This window comes from uncultured Clostridium sp. (genome assembly GCF_963527835.1).
Lineage (GTDB): Bacteria > Bacillota > Clostridia > Clostridiales > Clostridiaceae > Clostridium.
In genome coordinates, this window is sequence record NZ_CAURTC010000042.1 from 1 (window position 1) to 24,522 (window position 24,522).

Below are 24,522 nucleotides of genomic sequence, written 5' to 3' on the forward strand. Positions count from 1 at the left end.
GGGTGCATGGCTAAAAAAATCGACGGCTCCAAAGTCGCCTTAGCGATTTTGTTCTAGTACATTTATATGAAATTATATATAACTTTTAATTATTAATAATTAATTGAAAATAATTTATAAAATCTAAAATTATAGATATTATTATAAATTATTGATTTGAGAAGTAAGGTGATTTTTTATTTTTATGATAATTTAAAATTTGTTTGACATTACTAATAGTAAAGATATATAATAAATCAAACAAATATATTTTAATAAATTAAATTTAGTAAAATTGAATTTAAACTATATCTTTTGTAAAGTTGTAGTTGTTATGAATTTATAAGAAAGACAGATATAAAATCTTTTTATATTACTTAAATGTATTTAAATATTGATTTTTAGTAATAATATATTTTAGATTGAGTATTTTTAATTAAGATTTGGAGGAAATTTTATGGGAGAGAGATACGATATAGCCATTATTGGAAGTGGACCAGCAGGTTTATCAGTAGCATTGAATGCAAGAATAAGAAAAAAGAACTTTATAATCTTTGGAAGTAAAAATATTAGTAATAAACTAGTAAAGGCTCATACAATAAATAATTATTTAGGATTCTATGGAAAAAGTGGATTGGAAATAAGAGATGAGTTTCTTAATCATTTAAAATCTATGGATATAGAGATTACAGAAGAAAAGGTAAATAATATTTATGCAATGGGCGATTATTTTTCATTAATGGTAAATGAAAAGATGTATGAAGCAACTTCTATAATTTTAGCTACTGGAGTGAATTTCGGAAAACCATTTAATGGGGAAGAAGAGTTTTTAGGAAAAGGTGTTGGATATTGTGCAACTTGTGATGCACCTTTATATAAAAATAAAATAGTTACTATTATAGCTTATAATAAAAAAGATGAAGAAGAAGCTAATTTTATAGCATCGATAGCATCTAAAGTATATTATATACCTATGTATAATGAGGAAGTAGAAGTAAACTCAGATATTGAAATTATAAAAGATAAGCCTATTGAAATAAAAGGAGATATGAAAGTTAACTCTTTAATTTTATCTAATAAAGAATTAAAAACAGACGGTATCTTTATACTAAGAGATAGCATATCACCTGGTCAATTAGTTCCAGGATTAGAATTAGATCAAAATCATGTTAAAGTTGATAGATTGATGAAAACAAATATAAAAGGGTGTTTTGCAGCTGGGGATATAGTAGGAGTACCGTATCAATATATTAAATCAGCAGGAGAGGGAAATATTGCAGCATTATCTGCAGTTTCTTATATAGATGAAAAAAATAAAAAATAAATATGTTTTTAATAATCAATAAATAAAAGTGAGGTAATAAATTATGTCAAAAATATTAAAAGTTAATGAATTTGATGATGCAATAAAAGAAGGAATTGTAATAGTAGACTTTTTCGCTGATTGGTGTGGACCTTGTAAGATGTTAGCACCTATATTTGAAGAACTAGAAGAAGAAATGAAAGATAAGGTTAAATTCTTTAAAGTTAATGTAGATGAAAGTGGAGAACTAGCTAGTAAGTTTAGCGTATTTAGTATTCCAACTATGATAATATTTAAAGATGGTAAAGATGTAAGTACTGAAGTAGGATTTTTACCAAAAGAAAAAATAAAAATGAATTTAGAAAAATACATATAATAATATTGGGCTATGTATTAGTAGAATGTTGATATATGCATAAGCAAAGTGGACTGAGTAATTGAACTTAGGAATACTAAAATGAGTATAGTCCCATTTTAGCTTGTTCCTAATGTGAAATTGTACTGTGTGAAAGTTCATGTTACCAAATGTAAAATGCACTGTGTGAAAGTTCGTGTAGCCAAATATAAAATTTGGACACTTACTTTTGGACATTTACTTTTGACAAGCAGTAAATGTGAATGTTAAAAGGAAACTCGACTCATGAATATTCGCTGAGTAAGTTCAAAAAGCAAAATATAAAATTTTGATTTTCACTTAACGATTATCAAAGTCCAATTACAATGCCACTTTACCTAATGAATATATCAACACATATTTAAAATTAATCATGTTATTTTAATTCACATAAGTATTCTTCAAAGCATATACCTTCATGTACTGAAATATCTAATTCTGATGTGTATTCTAGACATTTGCTTATAAAATCACTAGCTTTTTTTACACTATCTACAATATCTAAATTATTTACCATATCAGCAGCTAATATTGAACTAAACACATCTCCTGTACCACAACGATCTTTTCCAATCTTTTTTACACTTATTATCTTTGGAGATTTTCCAATTTCATAAATATAATTTTGTACATAATCATTATTTTGTAGACCTGTTATTATAACTTTTTTAGGGCCATTTTCACATAAACTTTTAGCTATAAATTTTAGTTCAGACTCATTTAAAGCCTTATCAGGATAGGGCATATCTATTAACTTGCAAGCCTCAGTTAGGTTTGGAGTTATTATATCCGCATATTTTATTAATGATTTCATTTCATTACACATTTCATCTGTATAAGTTGAATATATTTTTCCGTTATCTCCCATTATAGGATCAACTAAAACATGTGTATTATCATTTTTGAATTTTCTTATAAAATCTATGACAATATCAATTTGATTTTTAGAACCTAAAAAACCTGTACATATTCCATCAAAGTTTAAGTTGAGTTCTTGCCAATGATTTGTGAAATTTTCCATATTATTTGTATAATCATCAAAAAAGAAATTTGGGAATGCTGTATTTGCAGATAAAATTGCAGTGGGTAATGGACAACACTGTATTTTCATAGCAGATATTATTGGAAGTGCAACAGTTAAAGAACAACGTCCAAATCCAGATAAATCATTTATAACAGCTATTCTTTTTTGTTTATTTTTAATCATATTAACACCTCGATAAGTAACATTTTTATTATTATTTCATATAATATATTATAAACTAAAGAAAAAGCTTTAACTAACAAAACTTAATTTATTTCAAAAGTTAAAGATGATATAAATGTAATAAAGGTATAACATACCTTTATTACATTTTTTATTTTTATGGAATTTATGTTATTAAATAACTTGTGGATAACTAAAATCATAAATTAGATAAAGTTTAAGAAATGTACTCTAAAGTATAAATTTTTCTATTACTTTTGCAACACCATCATTTACATTTGTATCTGTAATGTAATTAGCAACTTTTTTAACTATATCTGAACCATTCCCCATTGCTACTCCAAGTCCAGCGAATTTAATCATTGATAAGTCATTTTCATTATCACCTATGCATATAACTTCTTCTGGTTTTATGCCAAGTTTTTCAGAAAGAATCTTTGCAGCATTTCCTTTTGAAACATCTTTTTGCATAACTTCAAAATTATTATCTCCAGAACTTACGGTCTCTATATCAGAAAATTTTAAAAGATCTTTTTTAGATTCAAATAAAGCATCTTTATTGTCACTATTATCTATACATATTACTTTTATTATTTTATTGTTGTATAGTTCAAGAATTTTATTTATATCAGATGTAATTAAAAACTTAACCTTCTTATCATCACTAACAAATTTATTAGTTACTTTGTATGTATGATTTTCAGGAAATGGAGAATCAACAATTGCTGTATCATGAGTATAATAAATGATTTTAAAATTATGTCCTTTTATAGAATCATGAATTTTTAATACTTGTTCATTAGTTAATGTGTTACTATATATTACTTCGTTTGTTGATCTATTTTTTATATAAGCTCCATTACATGAAATGAGATCTGTTTTTATACCTATAAGTTCAGCAAAGTAATCTGCAGAAGCAAATATTCTTCCAGTGCTTATAGCAACTTGTACACCTTTATTAACAGCTTCTTTTAAAGCATTTTTATTTCTTTCACTAATGTTACTATGACCATTTAATAAAGTACCATCCATATCTATACATACTAATTTATATTTCATAAAAATAATCCTCCCCTTAATATATAAATTAAGCTCTGTTTTAAAGTTTAATATGAGAGCTTATAACTAACATATTAAACTTTATTTAAACAGAGCTTATTTTTAAAAACTTATTGAGCCTTCAAGATATGATTTACATACTGCTTTAAAGCCTAATTCTTTTAAGACATTTAAGCATATAGCAAATACTTCATAAGAAGAAGTTTCCGTTCTATTTAATTTACTTAAAATATTATCAACTTCTTTTTCTATTAATTTAAGTTCAGCATCTGATAAGGGTTCTCTAACTTCTTCTGATGCGTTAAGTATTGATTGTCTAACCTTTGAGATTTGGAACTCTTCAATTCGTCCACTCTTTTTAATTATGTTCATATAATCATCTCCTGACTTATAAATGTTTACTTATATTATCGGTTAAAAGGTACATAAAGTAAATGTCTGATAGACTAATATAATATATTGTTTGGAATTATGGGGATTTATATTAGAATTTGCAATAAGTAAGAATTTTATTAATAACACTAAAATTATATTAATATTGATATATTTAAAATAGAGTATTATTAAAAATTGGGTGAATTTCTTATCTTAGGCACATATTTTAGTTATGAAAAATTTTTAATAGATTAATTATCCATTATAACTATAATTTACATCGAGAACTGCATGTGATAAAATTAGATTATATTTATAAGAAAAATGGATAATTATGTTAAAAAATGTGACAACTAGGAAGGGGGAATACTATTTTGAATATTAAAAGTAAAATAGTGTCATTTTTATTTATATTTGTAATGGCACTAGGTTTTATGCCATCAACTGTGGTACAAGCATCTGCAAAAGATATAAACATAATATCAGATACAGAAGCTACTGCAAGTGATGCAAAAAAATGGGCAAAAACTAAAGGCGCAACTGAAGAATTTTTAAGTTTAGCAGACCTTTATTGGAAGTATTCAGAGACTTGTGGAGATGTTAATCCAGCTATCGCATATGTACAAGCAGCGAAAGAAACTGGATTTGGAAGATTTGGAGGCGTATTAGATTCGAGTTTTCGTAATCCATGTGGAATGAAGACTTCACAAGGCGGATCAGATGGAGATAAATATGCTCATAAGAAGTTTAATACTTGGGATGAAGGCGTACAAGCTCACATGGATCATTTAGCACTTTATGCAGGGGCTAATGGTTATCCTAAAAGTGATACATATGATCCAAGACATTTCATAAGTATAAAGGGAAAATCACCAACTGTTAATTCATTAGGTGGAAAATGGGCCCCAAGTCTTACTTATGGAGAAGAAGTAAATAAATATTATATAGAATTATGTGATTATTCAAATATTACGGTTGATAAAGACGAGCAAAAAAATGATGAAGATAATTTAAATGACAATGATGACAATGATTCATCTTATTTTGCACCACCAGGACCAGTTGAGAATAAACCTAATTCTTTAGTAACTGATTCTGTAATTATGTTTGATAATTCTTTTGTTGAGCCAACACTTAATAGAGAAACAAATGTTAGTTCAGATATAGGTTGGAAAGAAGAAGGTGGAAAGTGGTACTATTATTATTCAGATGAAAGCAAGGCAGCTGGATGGATTAATCCTAATGGAAATTGGTACTATTTAAATTCTACAGGGGAGATGTCTGTAGGATGGGTGAATTTAGATAATTCATGGTATTATTTCGATGCTGATGGAATTATGGTGACTGGTTGGAAGTGTATAAATAATAATTGGTATTACCTAAAGACAAGCGGTATAATGGCAACTGGATTTTTACAAAATACAAATGATTTATATTACTTAGATAAGTCAGGTGTTATGCTTTCAAAAGAAGGTTGGAATTTAATAGATGAAAAATGGTGCTATGTTGAAAATAGTGGAAAGTTAAAATTAGGTTGGCTTTTAGATAATGGAAATAAGTATTATCTTCAAGGCGATGGAAGTATGGTTACAGGAATAAAATTAATAGATAATAAAACTTATGTATTTGATCAAAATGGAATCAATAAAACAGGTTGGACAAATATAAATAATTATTGGTATTACTTTAATGAAAATTCAGAAATGAGTACAGGATGGCTTAATTTAAATGGAACTCATTATTATTTATATGATACTGGAGCTATGGCAACAGGATGGTTAAATATTGATGATGATTGGTACCATTTCAATAATGATGGAAGTAGAAGCTTAGGATGGGTACAAAGTGGTGGATATTACTATTACTTAGACTTACAAAGTGGAAAGTTACTTAAGAATACAAAAGTTGATGGTTATGAAATAGATAGTAATGGAAGACGAAAATCTGATATAACTTCAGGAAATACTTCTAATAATGTAATTGTAGTTGATGCAGGTCATAACTTTGGTGGAGATGATGGAGCATATGCTACAAACAATGGAACTACTTATTCAGAAAGAGATTTAAATATGGAAGTTGCAGTAAAACTCAAATCAGAACTTGAAAATAGAGGTTATACTGTTGCTATGACTAGAAATGAATCAGATAGAGAAACATTAGCAGCTATGCAAAGTCTTGATAAAAGAGTTAAATTAGCTAATGATCTTAATGCTACTTTATTTGTAAGTATACATCATAATTCAGCAGATGCAGTATCTGCAAATGGAGTTGAAGTATTTTATAGTACTAATGCTCAAGATGATAGAATGGGTGGAAAATCACCTGATCAATCAAGAATTGAAAAGAGTAAAGCAATGGCAACAAGTATTGTAAATAATATCTGTAGTAAAACAGGTGCTACAAATAGAGGACCTAAAGATGGAAATTTAAATGTTTGTAGAAATACTAATATGCCTGCAATACTTATTGAATGTGGATTTATAACTAATGCTAATGAAGCTGCAAGATGTGCTGATTCAAATAATCAAACAATTGTAGCGAAAGCAATAGCAGAGGCGATTCAAAATCAATTAAATTAATTATAGAAAATAAGAGAAGTTAAATAAAAGAATCTTTTACTTAAACTTAATGTTTAAGTGGAAGATTTTTTTATTTTTTTCTATGGAAAATGAAACCATAAAAACTAGCTAATTATAGTATGATTAAGTGGAATAAAGGCTTTAGACAGAATTAGAAAGTTAATTATAAAAATTTACTTTTTTTTTTGCATATGTTAGAATTAGTGTGATTTTAGAATATTAATGCAAATTTTTTGGAGAATTTTGTAGATGATATTTTAAATCATATATTTTAGAAGGGAATGGAGGGAAAGAAAGATTTTGAATATTAATAAAAAGGTTATTTCACTATTTCTTGCTTTAACTATTGTATTTTCAATTGTTCCGACAATTAATGTACAAGCTAGTACTAGAGCGAACTTTGCTGATATTAAGATAGTGTCAGATACAGAAGTTACAGCTAAACAAGCTAAAAAGTGGGCAGAATCAAAAGGTGCTACAAGCACATTTGTAAATTTAGCAGAACTTTATTGGAAATATGCAGAAAAGTGTGGAGATGTTAATCCAGGAATAGCATATGTACAAGCAGCTAAAGAAACTGGATATGGTAAGTTTGGTGGAGTATTGGATGAAAGCTACAATAATCCTTGTGGAATGAAAACGTCACAAGGTGGGGGCGATACAGATCCAAATGCACATCAAAGATTTAACTCTTGGGATGAAGGAGTACAAGCTCATTTAGATCATCTTGCATTATATGCAGATGCTGAGGGTTATCCAAAAGAAGATACATATGATCCAAGACATTTTGTAAGTATTAAAGGGAAAGCAAGCACTGTTAATTCATTAGGTGGAAGATGGGCGCCAAGTCCTACATATGGTACAGAGGTTAATACATTATATAATGATTTATTAGCTTACTCAGGAATAGACAGTGAATATGAAGAAAACACAAAACCAGATGGTCCAGGTTCTGATGAGGAAGAAGACTATACTCCAGAATTCCCAGAAGCAGGGACAGAACCTAGCGTACCAGAAATAACAAAACCTATGGAAGATTCAAATGACAATAATACTAATATTTCATCATCAATTGGTTGGAAAAATGAAAATGGAAATTGGTATTATTATAAGTCAGATGGAACTAAAGCAACAGGTTGGATAAAGCCAGATGGAAATTGGTACTACTTATATAGTGATGGTTCTATGGCAACGGGTTGGTTACAAACTAAGGGAAACTGGTATTATCTTCAATCTTGGGGTGGAATGCAAAAAGGTTGGTTAAATGATGGAGGTAAGTGGTATTATCTTCAAGGTGATGGGATTATGGTTACAGGATTTAACTCAATAAATGGTAAAACTTATTTTCTAGATGTAAGTGGAGCTATGAGAGTAGGTTGGTTTGAAATAAGCGGAAATTGGCATTATTTCAATACTGATGGAAGTATGCTAACAGGATGGATAAAACCATATGGAAGTTGGTATTACCTATATTCTAATGGTGCTATGGCAAAAGGTTGGATAAAACTTAATGGAGACAAATGGTATTATCTAAACAATAATGGAGACATGGCAACAGGATGGACTATGATAGGTAATGATACTTATTATTTAAATCCTTCATCAGGAGAAATGGTTAAAGATACTGTTATTGATGGTTGGAAAATAGGTCCTGATGGAAAAAGATTAAAGAGAGTTGACGGAGGTTCATCATCTTCTAAACTAATAGTAATAGATCCAGGTCATAACTATGGTGGAGATGATGGGGCTTATGCAACTCATAATAGAGTTACTTATTCTGAAAGAGATTTAAATATGCAGCTTTCAATGAAGTTAAAAGTAAAACTTGAATCTAACGGATATCAAGTTGTTATGACTAGAAATGAAACTGATAGAGAAACATTAAGTGTTACTCAAAGTCTTACTAAGAGAGTTAATCTAGCAAATGAACTTAATGCTGATTTCTTTATAAGCATGCATCATAATTCAGCAGATGCTGCATCAGCTAGTGGTGTAGAAACTTATTATAGTACAAGAGCTCAAGACTCAGATTTTGGTGGATATTATAGTGATTCTAAAATTTCAACAAGTAGAGGAATGGCTACTAATATTACAAATAGCATTGTAAATAAAACAGGTGCTACTAATAGGGGTGGCAAGGATGGTAATTTATTTGTATGTAGAAATACAAAAATGCCATCAGTATTAATAGAATCAGGATTTATAAGTAATCCAACAGAAGCAGTAAATTGTGCTGATTCAAATTATCAACATAAAATAGCAGATGGTGTTGTAGAAGCTGTATCAAATGCATTTTAAAATAGGCTATGTTTTAGTAATATGTTGATATATGCATAAACAAAGTGGACTGAGTAATTGAACTTAGGAATACTCATTAAGTATTCTCAAAGTCCAATTACAATGCCACTTTGTCTATTGCATATATCAACATATATTTAAAATATAGGCTTATTTTTTATTGTAAAGGAAAGTTTGAAATTTTTAAAGCTTCAAAAGTAGATAAAATGCAAGCTAAAGCAAAGATTAGTTGAGAATTGACAGTTGAAAATTGAGAGTAAAGGAATAAATTCCTTAGTGGAATTTTAAAATATATACTTTTGGAAAGTCAATAAGACTTTCAACCAAAACTCTCAACTCTCATCTATCCACTTTCAACTAAAAAAGCGTGGCGTAGCCACTTTTTTATTTGGAATAATTTTCATAGATATATTTTACCGTTTAATGATGATTTTATATAAAGCTATATTATATTTGGACGAAAATATAATATAATTAACATTTTTAAAATAAGTGTAATTTTTTGAATATTTCCTAAGAAATAATCAGAAATAAGTCTAATAATGATATATTATTTTATTCTTTAGGAATTTATATTATTAAAGAATATGTGGAAACTTCTAGAATACTGTATTTTAAAGGTATGATGAGTACCTTTAAAGAATAAAAAACAATCATATGCCGCACCATTATTCCTTCACTGCGTTTGGAAAGGGGTGCATGGCTAAAAAAAATCCACACTCTACAGTCGCTTAGAGATTTTTTTATTACTAAAATATGATAATATATAAGTATATATAATAAATTTGGGAAAAAATATTAGGAGGATGAACATGGGGGAAAAAATTAATAAAAAGAGAATTATATCACTATTTGTAGCACTAACGTGTATTTTTTCTTTATTACCAACATCATTTGGTATAAATGAAGTACAAGCTGCGACTACGAATACTGGTGGAAGAGCAACTTTAGATATTACTGGTCCTCAATATGCATTAACCGTTTCTGGTACTAAACTTGAAGGTAATACTATTGATACTGGTGTAAAAGTTGATAGTACTAAAACTACTTATAATACGCAAGGTAGATTTAAAGATTTTCAAATCGATTTACCAAAGTATAAGCAAGAAGTTACTGATAAGAAATCAGACAAGGATGAGTTACAAGGTAAAATAACAGAAGTTGAAACAACTACTAAAATAGATAGAACAATAGATATTGCTTCAATTAATAAAATAAAAAAGGATCTTTTAAATGAAATTGATGTAACTTTAACTCAAACTCAAAACAAATCAACTTCTAATGAGGTTACTAATGGTATTACAATAGAAAATCTTCCACTAGGAACTAATGAAGTTATGTATGAAATAAGTGAAAAAACTACTACAGATATAAAAACAACTGTATATAAAATTAATTCTGATGGAAGTATTTCAAAGGATTCAGAAGATAATTCTCAAACAATAGACTCAATAACGAGTAAATCAACACAAATAATTATTGAGCATGCTGAAAATTATGCCCAAGGTAAGATAAAAAAGATTGACTTTAAAAGTTATGTAGGTTCAAAAGACACTTATTTACAAGATTTAGAAAATGGAAATAAAAATAAAAACAAGGTTCCATTTTTATACAACAAAGAACTTTTAACAACTGATACTGAAAGTTTCTTTACTTATGAGCATATAGTAAATGACCAAATTCAAAACTTAGATTATATAATAAATTTTGATGAATCATTTAAATTAGATGGTGCTGAGGTATGGATGGATGGAACATCATCAACTGCAAGTACAAGTGGAAATACTTTAGAAGGTGCATTAGAAAAAACAGATTCTAAAATTATGGTCATAAAAATGCCCAATAATGGAACTTTAGGAAAAAATTATGCGATAAAATTAAAGTTTATAGATGAAAATTCTAGCAATGACTATACATTAAGAAAAGTAGATATTCAAAGTAAATATAATAATGAAGAAATACTTTTACAAGAAAGAAATTATATAGACAAAGAATTTAAAGATGTTAGTGTATCGGGAGAACCAAAAAGATATGAAGGTAAAATTTACTTAGATAAGAATGCTGGAAAAGTAAATATTACACCAAGTATTGGAAAATCCAGCGGGTATACAGTAAAACTTAGTAATCATTATCTTGATGAATATGGAAAAGTAAAAATAAAGCAACAAGATTTTGATAAATTTGTATCTTTTAGTGATAGCACTAGTGATAAACCAAATGCAAATGTTATTTATATGGATGTTTATGAAGGTTCTGAGTCATCAGAGCAATTAGGTGCATTATTAGCAACATATGAATTACAAGTTGTATTTAATGGGAAACAACAGCCTTATAAGTTTAATTTTGGTGATAATGTTACGTTAAAAGAAGCAAATGGTGGAGATAAAGAAATAAGCTTTAATTCATCTATTCATAAATATGATTTATATGTAAAGGACCCGTCACAAAAAATAAGAATTACATATGAGGATGGTTTAGTAGAAACAGTAGCAAGAGTTAAGGTTAATGGGATTGAAGAGTCTATTCAAATAAAGGGAAGCCTTGAATTTGATTTGAGTAATTCAGGAGGAAAGCAACTAACTATTACCATTTACAAAGATGGAACTTTAGCATCAGATAAATATGTATTTAATATTCAAGGAGACTCAGATGATGGTGATGGAGAAATCCCAAGTGCTCAAAATGCATATTTAAGTTACTTGAATTTTAATACTGGAGATTTAAAGAAGGAAGATGGAAATGCAGGATTTTCAAGAGAAACTTTAAATTATGATTTAGTAGTTAAACCAGATACTAAAGTTGTTGATGTTACAGCAATAGTTGATGAACCTAAGGCAAGTATAACTGAAGCAAAAGTTGTTGAAACAGGTGAAAATTATAATTTAACATCAGGTACTAAAAGTAAAATTCCATTGCAGGAAAATGGAGCAACAACATTACAAATAGTTGTTACTGCTGAAAATGGTAAAGACAAGAAGATGTACACTGTAGTTATAAAACATGATGGAAGAAGCAACAATGCTGACTTAAAAGATATAGAACTTAATACAGGTGATTATGAATTTAATTCTAAACATGATACATTTAAGGCTCGTGTTGATCAGGATGTAAAATCTGTTAAAGTTAAACCAATACCTGTAGATGAAAATTATTCAAGTATTACTGTAGATGGAGAAAAGTTTACAGGAAGCCCAATATCAATAAGTCTTAAAGGTCAATGGAAAACAGAAGTTGATATAGTTGTAGTCGCTGAAGATGGAAGTACAAAGAAGACATATGAATTAACTATATATAGAACCAATGATCCTTTAGATGATATCAAAGATCCAGATGATGATGACGACGATGACGATGATGATGATAAAAATGATGCATATTATGATGAAAGCAATAAAATTTGGATTGATATGAGTAAGTATGAAGAATGGGGAAAAGTAAATGGAAAATACATTTACTTTGATAAAAGAGGTAGACAAGTTAAAGATGCTTGGGTAAAAGTTGATGGTAAATGGTTCTATGTTAATAAATCAGGATATAGAGCAACTGGCTGGAGAGAAGAAAGTGATGGTAGATGGTACTACCTTGATAATAATGGAAGAATGATAACTGGCTGGTTTTATGATAAAGAAAGAGGGAACCAATATTACTTTAATCAAAATGGATCAATGCAAGTAGGTTGGTTATACTTAGGTGGGAATTGGTACTATTTTGAATCAGGTGGTAGAATGCTTCAAAATGAAAAAGCATATATAGATGATGCTTGGTATTCATTCTCTAACTTTGGAATAATGTATTAAAAATTATATAAGATAAAAGTGAGATGATTAGGTATAAAGGAATCATCTCATTTTTTTATATATTATATTTTGGTAGTGTGATGATATAGAAATAAGTAATTTGGAAAGAGTAATTGAACTGATTCTATTGTTTATATAAATGTATATTTAAAGTAGAGTCTTATTACATAATAAATTTATGAGAATTATAGATTATAAGAGTTAGTTACTAATTAAGAAAGAATAATATTTAATCATAATAAAGAAGAAATGAATTATATCGATAATAAAGTAAGACATAAAGAGGGGGATAATTATGCAAGTTAATAATAATGGAGTAAATAATAACAAACTATATACTAATTATAATCAGGAAATAAATAATATTAATAATAAATCAAAAAACAATGATAAAAATATTAAAGATAATTCTAAAGATAAATTAGACTTATCTAAAGATATGAGAACGGCGGCTAGTAGAAGTAGAGCTATAATGGGGCCTCAATTAGATAAGGGGACAGCTAGTAATACTACTATTTATGTAGATAAATCAACATTTATGCAAATGATGAATTATTCAGCAAACAATTCAGAATGTCAATGGGATGAGCTTGGTGTAGATGATGAAAAAAGATGGATTGTAATAAATGGTCAAAGGTTTGAATCTCCATTAACTAAAGAAGAAAAGGAAGCTATTAAAAGAATTTCAAAAACTATTCTAGATTATATAATAGAAGAGGATGAAAAGGAGAAAGAAAAGGAAGAGAAAAAAGAAAACATAGATTTTAAATTTAATGGTGATGGAAGCATATCCATAGATGATGAATCTTTATTAAGCAGTAATCCAAAGTTAAGTGGATTATTAAAGAATGATAAAGTGATGAAAATGCTTAAAGATATTGCAAAATCTAATGGTGGTAGTTTATCTATGCATATTTAATTATATATTTAAGTGAGAAATAGAATACATAGTAAGTAAATTTTGTGATAAGTATAAGATTTGAGTATGTATTCTATCTCCATTTATATAAAATGAGAGGAAAAATTATAATATATACCATGCAAAAGTATATATAAATGTTATTGGATATGTTTACAAATTGTAATATAATTATAATATAAATTAATTAGTATATTTTAGTATATTAGTTATATTGTAAAGTTATTATTGTGTTAAATTGTTATATTACAAAGTTATAGTATAGGTAAAATTTGCTTTCAATCCAATTTAAAGTTCAAAAATATATTAAAATAAACATTAATTTATATACTAATGAGAGTGTGAGGGGAAGAGAATGGTTGAGGTAAGATATAAAAATACTGAAGAACAATGGGTTGATTTTTCTATTTACAAAATTAATAATGATAGAAGTCATGAAAAACTAGCTAAGCTAAGAAGACATTTATTTTTAGGTATAGGTTTTTTTATAGCGGTATTATATTGTGTTTTGGGTATGCAAGAATATAGTAAAGGTGAGAGCCCTATATTTTCTATTTTACTTGCAGTCATTTTTGCATTATTAGGAATAGGTGGCTATTTAGCATTACCTACATATTGGGTTAAAAAAACAAATAAAAATTTAAAAGAGATATTTAAGAAAAATGAAAAATCACTTGGAAGAACTATAGAAGTATTATTAGAAAAAGATGGATTAACAATCAATAGGAATAAGGAAAAGACAAAGATACTATTAAATAGTATAACAGATGTTACAGAAATAAATGATTGTTTGTATGTAATTTCAAATGATAATCCTGGAATAGTTATTCCTAATGATGCATTTGAAAATAAAGATGATAAGATAAATTTTAAAAATACCATAATGAATAATATAAAATAGTGTTAATCATAAGTAAAGATGGTCTGAGTAATTGAATATATCAACATATATTTAAATTTTAAATACTTTGCTATATATTAGTAGAGCCTAATGGAAATGAATATAATAATTTAAAGCTATATTTTAAGTTGTAATTTAACTTAAAATATAGCTTATTTTTTAAAATTTTATAGAGTATAAGCATTATAAATGCTTTAATAAAGTTTTTATATAATAACAAATTTTGTTGAATATATTTACATTTTGAATAAAGTATAATATAATTTATCATAGTTCATATTATGAACAAAAAAGATGTATTTTGTAATTGAAAGAGAAAAGTTTAAAATAAAAAAATTCTTTAAAGGGGGAGAGGTTATATGTTAGAAGATAGATTGGAAATATTAAAAATATTAAACAATAATTTTAATATTAATCAAAGAGACTTATCAAAGAGGACTAATATTTCACTAGGAAAGGTGAATTCAATTTTAAAGGAGTTTACGCTTGATGGAACTATAGAAAGAATTATAAATAATAGAGGAATTTTATATAGAGTAACTGAAAAAGGAATGAAAATATTAGAGGAAAATCTTGCGTCAGCTAAGAACACTAGATTAAAAATTCATGAAGAGGATAATGAATCTGTTAAAGAAGCTGTTATTCTTGCAGCAGGAAGGGCTAGAGATTTTGGAAAACCTGTTGGAATGCTTGAAATAGAAGATTTTAAATTAATAGATAGGACTTTAAATATACTTAAAGAAAATGGAATTAATAAAATTACTATAATAACAGGATATGAAAGTGTTTGTTATGAAGAGTACTTTAAAAATAATAAGAATATAAATTTAGTTAAAAGTGATAAATACAAATGGACTGGAACTATGTATTCATTATCATTGGCCAGAGAATATGTTAAAGATGATTTCTTATTAATAGAAAATGATTTGATTTTTGAAAAAAGAGCAATTAAAGAGCTTATAGAAAGTAAGAGCAGGGACTGTATACTCCTTACTAATGAGAGTGGTTCAGGAGATGAGGCTTTTGTTGAAATAAGAGATAATCATTTATTTAAAATGTCTAAAGATATTCATCAATTTAATAGAATTGATGGTGAAATGATAGGTATAACTAAGATATCTCATAAATTATATCAAATGATGCTTGAAGAGTTTAAAGATAATATAAATCCATATTTAAATTATGAGTATGTATTATTAGATGTTGCAAGAAATTATAATATTAGTTTTGTTAAAATAGATGATCTTGCTTGGGGAGATGCTGATACTAAAAAAGAATATGAAAATATCTTAAATCATCTCTATCCAACTATAAGAAGACGTGAACTTAATTATGAAATTAATACTGTGAAAACTATAACTAGAGAAGCTATGAAAGCCTCAGAAGGGGATATAAGTGAAGTGGTATCTGCTGGAGGAATGACTAATAAAAATTATAGAATTTGCGTTAAAGGAAAAAGATATATATTAAGAGTTGCAGGTATTGGAACTGAATGCATGATAAGCAGAAAAAATGAAATGTTTAACTCTTCAATTGCTTCTGAGAGAGGATATAATGTTGAAACTCCATATTTCAATGTTGAAACTGGAATAAAAATATCTACTTTTATAGAGAATGCAGAAACATTAACTCCAAGAAGTGTTAAGAAAGAAGAGAATCTAAAGCAAGTTACTAGAATATTAAGGGATTTACATGAGGATAATGAATTTCCAATGAAAAATGAATTTAATGTGTTTAGAGAACTTGAAAAATATGAAGATATTTTAAGAAATGCTGATGGAGAATTTTTTGATGACTATGATGAAGTAAGAGAAAAATTCATGAAACTAGAACAAGTACTAAAGGTTTGTGGCAGAGTATTTGTACCATCACATAATGATTTGGTATCAGAAAATCTAGTAAAGGATACTGAAGGTAGAATTTATTTAATAGATTGGGAATATAGCGGTATAAATGATGATATGTGGGATTTAGCAGCGCTTTCTTTAGAAAATAGTTTTTCAGAAGATGATACAGAATTGATGTTTAGACTTTACTTTAATGGTGAAGTAGATGAAAATTCAAGGAAAAGATTACTTATCCATCAAATAAGCCAAGATTTATTATGGGCTGTATGGACATTAATTAAAGAAAATGAAGGCGATGATTTTGGAACATATGGAATGGATAGATACAATAGAGGAAAAGAAAATCTAAATAAATTAGAAACTGAATTTTAGGAATGTAATTCTGTTTTACAGTATAGCGTTGATATATGCATAAACAAAGCTGGACGGAGTAATTTGACTTAAGAATACTAAAATGAGTAGAGTCCCATTTCAGCTTGCTCCAAATATAATTTTTGATAAGCAATAAATGAGAATATAAAAAGGAAACTCGACTTCGCTGAGTAAGTTCAAAAAGCAAAATATAAAATGCACTGTGTGAAAGTTCGTGTAGCCAAATGTAAAATTTGGACATTTACTTTTTGATTTTCACTTAACGATTCTCAAAGTCAAATTACAATGCCATTTTGTTTATTACATATATCAACATATATACAAAGTAGAGACAGAATTAATTTTAATAACCATGTTTAAATGTATAGTAATATTTTAATATAAAGGCGAATCTGACATTGGAATTTACTTTTTAGAATTCTTAATAAAGATTTGTTGAATTAATTGCTTGTCCCAAAGTTTCATTGGGAGCATGCATTAATTAGACTAAGCTTTGTTTTAGTATTCTTAAAGTAAATTCCTCAGTTCAGTGAGCTTTATATTAAAATATTACACTACTAGACATAGTAATATAGAAAATTAATACATAATTAAGGAGAGAAAAACATATGAGAGCAATATTAGTAGCAGCTGGTATGGGTACTAGACTTAGACCACTTACAAATACAATACCAAAGTCTTTAGTTGAGGTTAATGGGATTTCATTACTTGAAAGACAAATAATTAATTTAAAAGAAATAGGCATAGATGAGATTGTAGTTTTGACTGGATATTTACATGAAAAGTTTGATGGTTTAGTTAAAAAATATAATTTAGTTAAGATATTCAATGATAAATATGATGTTTATAATAATATTTATACCATGTATTTAGCTAAGGATTATATTCAAGATACATTTGTTATTGATGCAGATAATTATATTAATAAAAACTTTTTACCTAGAGTTAGGCCAGAGCATTCAGAGTATTATTCTGCTTGTAAGGAAAATATTGTTGGTGAGTGGATATTAAGATATGATGAAAATGATAAATTACAAAGAGTTGATATAGGAAAAGAGGGGAATGAATCTGCTTATATAATGTCAGGAGCATCTTATTGGAGTGAAAAAGATGGAAAAATTATAGCACAAAAATTAAAGGAAAAAGTTGAAGATGGAGATTTTAAAAATTTATATTGGGATGATATAGTTGTTGAAAATCTTAAAGATTTAGATGTTTATGTTAATAAAATAGGATCTAATGATATTTTTGAAATAGATTCTCTTGAAGATTTAGAATATCTAAAAAATAAGCTTAGTATAAGATAAGACTTAATTTGACAACTTCTTTAGTTAGTGTAAAATATAGTAGAAGTAAAATAATCCATTTAGCGATTATAGGAGGACTACAATATGTCAAAATCAATATCGAAAAATGCATTGTTTAAAGGATCGTTAAATTTATTTAATATTGTATTACCAATATTAGTAGGTCCAGTTATAGCACAAACATTAGGGGATAAATCATATGGGCATATATCATATGCAGAATCTTTAACTGGATGGTTTTTAATATTTGCAAGTTTTGGAATTTCTCAATATGGATTAAGAGAAATAAGTAAAGTTAGAGATGATGAAGAAAAACTTCAACAAACATTTACAAGTTTATTCTTATTTACTCTATTTAGTAATATATTAGTTTCTTCAATATATATGATATATGTATGTACAGTAGGAAGAAATAGACCGGATTTTTATACTTGTATGATTTTAGGGTTTAATCTTGTGTTTAATCTTTTTTATGTTGAATGGATTAATGAAGCATTAGAAAATTATGATTTCATAGCGATGAAGACTATGATTGTTAGGATAATTTATTCCTTATTAGTTATATTTTGCATAAGAGATATTAGTAATTTTAATTTATACTTATATTTAGTAGTAGGATTTAATTTTATAAATAATATTTTGAGTTTTGTATACATAAAGAAAAGAGTGAAATTTAATTTTAAAAATTTACATTTTAAAGGGCATATTAAACCGATGTTTTTTGTTGTTATTTTATCTAATGTAAATATTTTATATACTCAATTAGATAAGATAATGCTAGGTAGCCAAACCTTCGGAGTAGATACTGTTAATGTTGGATATTATAGTATGGCCCAAAAAATAATGACAATAATAAATACATTAATGCTTACTATTATCCAAGTAACTATGCCTAGACTTTCTAATTATTTAGGAAATGATTCAAGAGAAGAATATATGTCTCTTTTAAGAAGAATTATAAAAATATATTTTATGTTTTTATTCCCAGCTTCTATAGGTATGTTATGTCTTTCTAAGGAAATAATTCTTTTATATGGAGGAGTACAATTCATTAAGGCTATACCAATAATGTTTGTATTTTCTCTTTATATGTTAACTATTGGAGTAGAAGGAATAATAGCTAATCAAATGATATATCTTAATGGAAGAGAAAAAGATGATGTTAAATTAGTATTAATTGGTGGGGTTTTAAATGTTATATTAAATGTTGCATTAGCAATGACAGGACATTTTACACCTACAAATGCTATCATAACAACTCTTATTTCAAATTTAATTGTTATAGTACTTGAATATAGATTTGCAAGAAAAGTTATTAAAATAGATATAGATTTATTTGCATTTGAAAATGTTAAGTACTTCTACTACTCATTACTATTTATTCCACTAATATTTTTAATTAAACATTTTATAAATAGTGTATTTTTAATTTCAGCATTATCAGTATTAGCATGTGGAATAGTATATGTAGGAATTTTATTTATGACTAAAGATGAAGTATTTTTACAACTTACAAATACTTTACTTAGGAAATTTAAAAGATAATAATTAAGAGTATTTAAAATAGGCTATGTTTTAGTAGCGTGTTGATATCTAGAAAAGCTAAAAGCGTGAAATTTTATTTTTAAAATTTCACGCTTTTAGTTCTATTAAGAAACAATTTTACATAAGTTATTAGTAAGTAAATAAAAGAATATATAGTAATTCAAAAGCTAAAAAAGAGGGGGATATTCTTATGGTTAGGAGAATTATAAAAAGAAGCTTATTAGTGCTTATAACTGCATGTTGTTTAAATATTGTAACCTTTGATTTTAATTCAAAAGTATATGCTACAACAACAGAATCAAGTGAATCAACAGATAATTTAAACTTGTTAAGTGGTGAAAAACTTATTAAGATATCTGAAGAAGAAAATCAGTATAAGGCAAGTGTATATAATAATATTGGGAGAACTTTAATTAATGTTAAATTTTTAGATAATATTAATATAAATAATATTAATATAGAGATATTAAATCCAAATAAAAATAATAAATCTGCAAGTTATGTTTTAGATAATAGAAACTTGGTAATACTTATAGATAACCTTCAGATTGGTTTAACTACAGTGATTATAAAGGATAAGATAAATGAAAAAGAACTTTGTAAATTATATATAGATTATAATAAAAATTATAATGACAATGATGAAGTAGGATGGGTTAAAAGTTTAGGACAATGGTATTTTATAGATCCGTCTACAAGAGATAAAAAAACTTATTGGTTACTTCATAATGGATATTGGTATTACTTAGGTGAAGATGGTGTTATGAAAAATGGATGGGTTTTAGATAGTGACAAGTGGTATTATTTAAGTTCAAGCGGCATTATGGAAACTGGACTTATAAAAGATCAAAGTGGAAATGTATATTATTTAAATGAAGATGGGTCTTTAAGAGTTTAAGTTAAATATGACATAATATAATTATTTTAATAATTATTTGATTAAATATATTTTATGTTTTAAAAGGAATATTAAATACAAGATAATTTAAATGACATAATTTATAAAAGAGTAAAGTTATTAGTAACTTTGCTCTTTTTGCGTTGAGTATAGAAATTATAAGCCACACAAAAAATATATTTCTGAACATATTGCTTTGAACAATGAACAATGATAATATTAGCTTGTTCATAAAATGAACTAAAGAAAATAATATTTAATATGTTGAGTAACAGCAATAAAAGGGGGACTTTAAAATGAATTTTAATAATAATTATAAAAAAGGAGTAGGCTGTGGAATTATTTCAGCTATATCATGGGGAGCTGATACAGTTCTTATGGGATTTATATTAGCAATGACACCATTTATAGAAACTGAGCAAGCTATAATACTTGCCCCTATAATAACAGCCTTTTTACATGATAGTTTTTCTGCAATATGGACATTTATATATCTTGGATTAAGAAAAAAATTAGGTGACTTTTTTAGAGCAATTAGAACGAAGAGTGCTTTATGGGTTGCTCTTGCGGCATTACTTGGAGGACCTATTGGTATGAGTGGATATTTATTATCCGTTAAACATATAGGACCATCTTATACAGCTATTATTTCGTCATTATATCCTGCAATTGGAGCAGTACTTGCTACTATAATTTTAAAAGAAAAAATAAATAAAAGTGCATGGATTGGTTTAGTAGCAGCTATTTTAGGGGTATCTATACTTGGATATACATCTACAACAAGTGCTGCTAATCCAATAGGCTTTATATTTGCAATAATTTGTGCATTTGGTTGGGGAAGTGAATGCGTAGTGTGTGCATATGGAATGAAAGGTAATGAAGTGACTTCGGAATTTGCACTACAAATAAGACAATTTACTTCAGCAGTTGTATATGGATTAATTATTGTTCCTATAGTTGGTGGAATAGGCCTTAGTTTTAATATTTTTAAGTATAGCGCTATATTTTGGATTGGAGGAACAGCATTAGCAGCTACCATATCATATTTGTTTTACTACACAGCAATATATAAAATTGGGGCAACTAGGGCAATGGGAGTAAATATAACATATGTTGTTTGGGCAATTGTATTTGATGCCATATTCTTAGGAAACAAAATAAATGCTTTAACTATTTTAAGTAGTGTTTTAGTTATAATAGGAGTTTATTTTATTGCAAAAGAGCCTGAACAAGAAATTGAAAAAATAGAATTTGCAGAATAAAAATTTAAGCATTAATTAAAATAAAAAATATTAGTTTTTAAATATACAGATAGAAAATCTTTAGGTAAAATAAGATATTATAAATTTACCTAGAGATTTTTTTAGCTCATATGTTTTTATTAATTTAAAATAATCCACAATAATAAAATTAATGTAAGAATTTTCTTCGAAATTTAATTAAAATAAACTATACATAGTGCTATAAAGTTATGTATTATATTTATAGTAGAAATTTAGCAAAAAAAGAAAAACAAGTTTTATTCTAGAATTAACAATAACAATTGTCATTTTTATTTAAATGATATATATTTATTAAAATTTTTTAACTAGGCTTCCTTTAAAATATAAGAATTTTTAATTTAGGATATAATTTAAATCATATAGGAGCTAAAAAATTTATTTATAGTTCGAAGAAAAACATTGTAAAAATTATTGAGGTGCAATATGGATATAAAAAAGAAATCTATTATTTTTGCAGTATTTTTAGCTACAATTCCTGTTTTAATTACAATGAATATATATATTACAAAATTTAGTGAAAGATCCATTGAATTAATTAAAGAAAATGTAATAATAGCAGCAAGAGATCAATCAACCCATTTAGAAAATTTTTTTGATGAGAGATTAATTAATCTTAATGTTATTTCAAATATGGAGATAACTCATGATTTTTTATATGATTTCAATAATAATATATTAGATAAATCTGAAGAAATAAAATTTAGAAGAGAGATTATAGTTGATATTTTAAAGTCAAGGCAACATGAACAACCTTATTTAGTTAAAACGTCATTAATTAGTAAAGATAATGCGATAATAGCATCAAGTGACAGTAATAGTGTTGGTAATAAAGCTATTTTTGATGATAGCGATATAATGAAATTTAAGAATAAAGAAACCTTGATTACTAATATCATAGAAGATGAAACAATTAATAATGGAGAAAAAAGTGCAATTATAGCAATTTCAATATTTTCAAATGAGGAGTATCAAGGGGTTATAGCTAGTGTTATTAATATGCAATACTTTGAAAAAGTTGTTAATGAGGTACGCTTCTTTAATACTGGCAAAATAATAGTTATGGATAGCCAAGGAAATGTAGCAGCAACTATAAGTGAGTATTTGAATAAGGATATATATAATATAAATAAACCCAATACTTTAAAAGACGAATGGGAAAATGTGGATTTTGAAAATAATTCAAGTAGTTTAATTGAATATAATGTTGATGGAATTGATAAAATTGGATATTTTCATAAAATAAATAATTCAGATTGGGTAGTTTTAAGTGGTGTTGAATGGTCAGAATTTATAGTGCCTCTTGAAGATAGTATTAAGTTTATGACTTATATATCTATTATAATTTGTATTTTAGTAGTGATAACTTATATTCTTATTATTAATTTTTTCTCTAAACCAATTTATGGATTGTTAAATTCAATAAGAGAAATAAAAAAAGGAAACTATAAAAGTAGATTTGTATATAACACAAAGGATGAGTTTGGAGAAATATCGCAAGCATTTAATGGATTGATGGATGAAATTTTAAAAAATAAGATGCAACTTAAATTAAGTGAGGAATGTTATAGAGTTATAATGGAACAAACTGATGATATTATATTTGAATGGGATATAAATAAAGACGTAATAACTTATTCTGATAATTGGAATAATAAATTTAATTACAAACCTATTTTTCAAGGTAAGGATTTAAGTACATTAAATATCATTCATGAAGAGGATCTAGAAAAGTTTAATTCAATAATTGATGGAATAAAAAACACTAATGAATATAGAGAATGTGAAGTTAGATTAAGAAAAAATTATAATGGTGAATATATATGGTGTAAATTTAGAATTAATTTAATTTTAGATGATAATGATAAACCAATAAAAGCAATAGGATTAATAACAGATATTGATAATGAAAAAAGAGAAAATGAAAAATTACTATTTAAGGCAGAAAGGGATAGCTTAACCGAAATTTATAATAAAATAACTGCCCAAAATATGATTGAAGAATATATTGATAAAAGCAAAAAAGATGATAGACATGCACTGCTTATTATTGATGTTGATGACTTTAAATCTATAAATGATAACTTAGGGCATTTAACAGGAGATTCTGTTTTAAAAGATATTTCAATTAAAATAACAGAAATATTTAATGAAAATTCAATAATAGGAAGAATTGGTGGAGATGAATTTATTGTATTTTTAAAAAGTATTCAATCAGATGAATTTGTTTGTGAAAAAGCTAATGAAATAGTTAGTGGATTTAGAGAAAATTATACAGGCGAAGATGGAATATATAAAGTATCAGGGAGTATTGGAATTGCTATATACCCAAAAGATGGTATGAATTTTGAAGAATTATTTTCAAGTGCTGATAAAGCCCTTTATTTTGCTAAAGGACAAGGAAAAGATACTTATTATATATGTAATATATAGTTAAATTAATATAAAAGAACTATAATTAA

At 26.7% G+C, this 24,522-nt stretch carries 16 protein-coding genes; 13 read left to right on the forward strand and 3 right to left on the reverse strand.

What is annotated here, in order from left to right:
• Nucleotides 1-436: 436 nt before the first annotated feature.
• Both RYM86_RS15695 and trxA read left to right on the forward strand, forming a co-directional pair.
• Nucleotides 437-1,303 carry an NAD(P)/FAD-dependent oxidoreductase gene (locus tag RYM86_RS15695; protein WP_315081660.1) on the forward strand — a complete coding sequence of 289 codons (867 nt, stop codon included), beginning with the start codon at nt 437-439 and terminating at the stop codon, nt 1,301-1,303.
• 43 nt (nt 1,304-1,346) lie between these two features.
• Nucleotides 1,347-1,658: a thioredoxin gene (trxA, locus tag RYM86_RS15700; protein ID WP_012423094.1), complete on the forward strand. Its 312-nt coding sequence runs from the start codon at nt 1,347-1,349 to the stop codon at nt 1,656-1,658.
• Between the two features lie 394 nt (nt 1,659-2,052).
• Here trxA and RYM86_RS15705 read toward each other — a convergent pair whose 3' ends face one another.
• The 3 genes from RYM86_RS15705 to RYM86_RS15715 form a co-directional block, all read right to left on the reverse strand.
• Nucleotides 2,053-2,883 (reverse strand): pyridoxamine kinase, encoded by an 831-nt coding sequence (locus tag RYM86_RS15705; RefSeq protein WP_315081661.1) that lies wholly within the window; start codon nt 2,881-2,883, stop codon nt 2,053-2,055.
• Nucleotides 2,884-3,114: 231 nt separating this feature from the next.
• Complete coding sequence (locus RYM86_RS15710; protein ID WP_315081663.1) at nt 3,115-3,942, reverse strand: Cof-type HAD-IIB family hydrolase; 828 nt, start codon at nt 3,940-3,942, stop codon at nt 3,115-3,117.
• A gap of 102 nt (nt 3,943-4,044) precedes the next feature.
• Nucleotides 4,045-4,314 carry an ATP cone domain-containing protein gene (locus RYM86_RS15715; RefSeq protein WP_315081664.1) on the reverse strand — a complete coding sequence of 90 codons (270 nt, stop codon included), beginning with the start codon at nt 4,312-4,314 and terminating at the stop codon, nt 4,045-4,047.
• A 377-nt stretch (nt 4,315-4,691) separates the two neighbouring features.
• Between RYM86_RS15715 and RYM86_RS15720 the strand changes: the two genes are divergently transcribed.
• The 11 genes from RYM86_RS15720 (at nt 4,692) to RYM86_RS15770 (ending at nt 24,493) form a co-directional block, all read left to right on the forward strand.
• The gene (locus RYM86_RS15720; RefSeq protein ID WP_315081665.1) at nt 4,692-6,896 is read left to right on the forward strand and encodes an N-acetylmuramoyl-L-alanine amidase; all 2,205 of its coding nucleotides are present in this window, start codon (nt 4,692-4,694) and stop codon (nt 6,894-6,896) included.
• 300 nt (nt 6,897-7,196) lie between these two features.
• Nucleotides 7,197-9,194 carry an N-acetylmuramoyl-L-alanine amidase gene (locus RYM86_RS15725; protein ID WP_315081667.1) on the forward strand — a complete coding sequence of 666 codons (1,998 nt, stop codon included), beginning with the start codon at nt 7,197-7,199 and terminating at the stop codon, nt 9,192-9,194.
• 812 nt (nt 9,195-10,006) lie between these two features.
• Nucleotides 10,007-12,991: a cadherin-like beta sandwich domain-containing protein gene (locus RYM86_RS15730; RefSeq protein WP_315081669.1), complete on the forward strand. Its 2,985-nt coding sequence runs from the start codon at nt 10,007-10,009 to the stop codon at nt 12,989-12,991.
• A 295-nt stretch (nt 12,992-13,286) separates the two neighbouring features.
• Nucleotides 13,287-13,910, forward strand: a complete 624-nt coding sequence (locus RYM86_RS15735) for a hypothetical protein (protein WP_315081670.1) — start codon at nt 13,287-13,289, stop codon at nt 13,908-13,910.
• Between the two features lie 355 nt (nt 13,911-14,265).
• Complete coding sequence (locus RYM86_RS15740; RefSeq protein ID WP_315081671.1) at nt 14,266-14,811, forward strand: YcxB family protein; 546 nt, start codon at nt 14,266-14,268, stop codon at nt 14,809-14,811.
• 359 nt (nt 14,812-15,170) lie between these two features.
• On the forward strand, nt 15,171-17,030 hold the full coding sequence (locus tag RYM86_RS15745) for an NTP transferase domain-containing protein (protein ID WP_315081672.1): 1,860 nt from the start codon (nt 15,171-15,173) through the stop codon (nt 17,028-17,030).
• A 608-nt stretch (nt 17,031-17,638) separates the two neighbouring features.
• Nucleotides 17,639-18,337 carry a sugar phosphate nucleotidyltransferase gene (locus tag RYM86_RS15750; protein ID WP_315081674.1) on the forward strand — a complete coding sequence of 233 codons (699 nt, stop codon included), beginning with the start codon at nt 17,639-17,641 and terminating at the stop codon, nt 18,335-18,337.
• Between the two features lie 84 nt (nt 18,338-18,421).
• On the forward strand, nt 18,422-19,882 hold the full coding sequence (locus RYM86_RS15755) for an oligosaccharide flippase family protein (protein ID WP_315081675.1): 1,461 nt from the start codon (nt 18,422-18,424) through the stop codon (nt 19,880-19,882).
• A 190-nt stretch (nt 19,883-20,072) separates the two neighbouring features.
• Entirely contained in the window at nt 20,073-20,780 is a 708-nt protein-coding gene (locus RYM86_RS15760; RefSeq protein WP_315081676.1) for a hypothetical protein, read from the forward strand.
• A 296-nt stretch (nt 20,781-21,076) separates the two neighbouring features.
• Nucleotides 21,077-22,042 (forward strand): DMT family transporter, encoded by a 966-nt coding sequence (locus tag RYM86_RS15765; protein ID WP_315081677.1) that lies wholly within the window; start codon nt 21,077-21,079, stop codon nt 22,040-22,042.
• A gap of 444 nt (nt 22,043-22,486) precedes the next feature.
• Complete coding sequence (locus RYM86_RS15770) at nt 22,487-24,493, forward strand: diguanylate cyclase domain-containing protein (RefSeq protein WP_315081678.1); 2,007 nt, start codon at nt 22,487-22,489, stop codon at nt 24,491-24,493.
• The last annotated feature ends 29 nt before the right edge of the window (nt 24,494-24,522 follow it).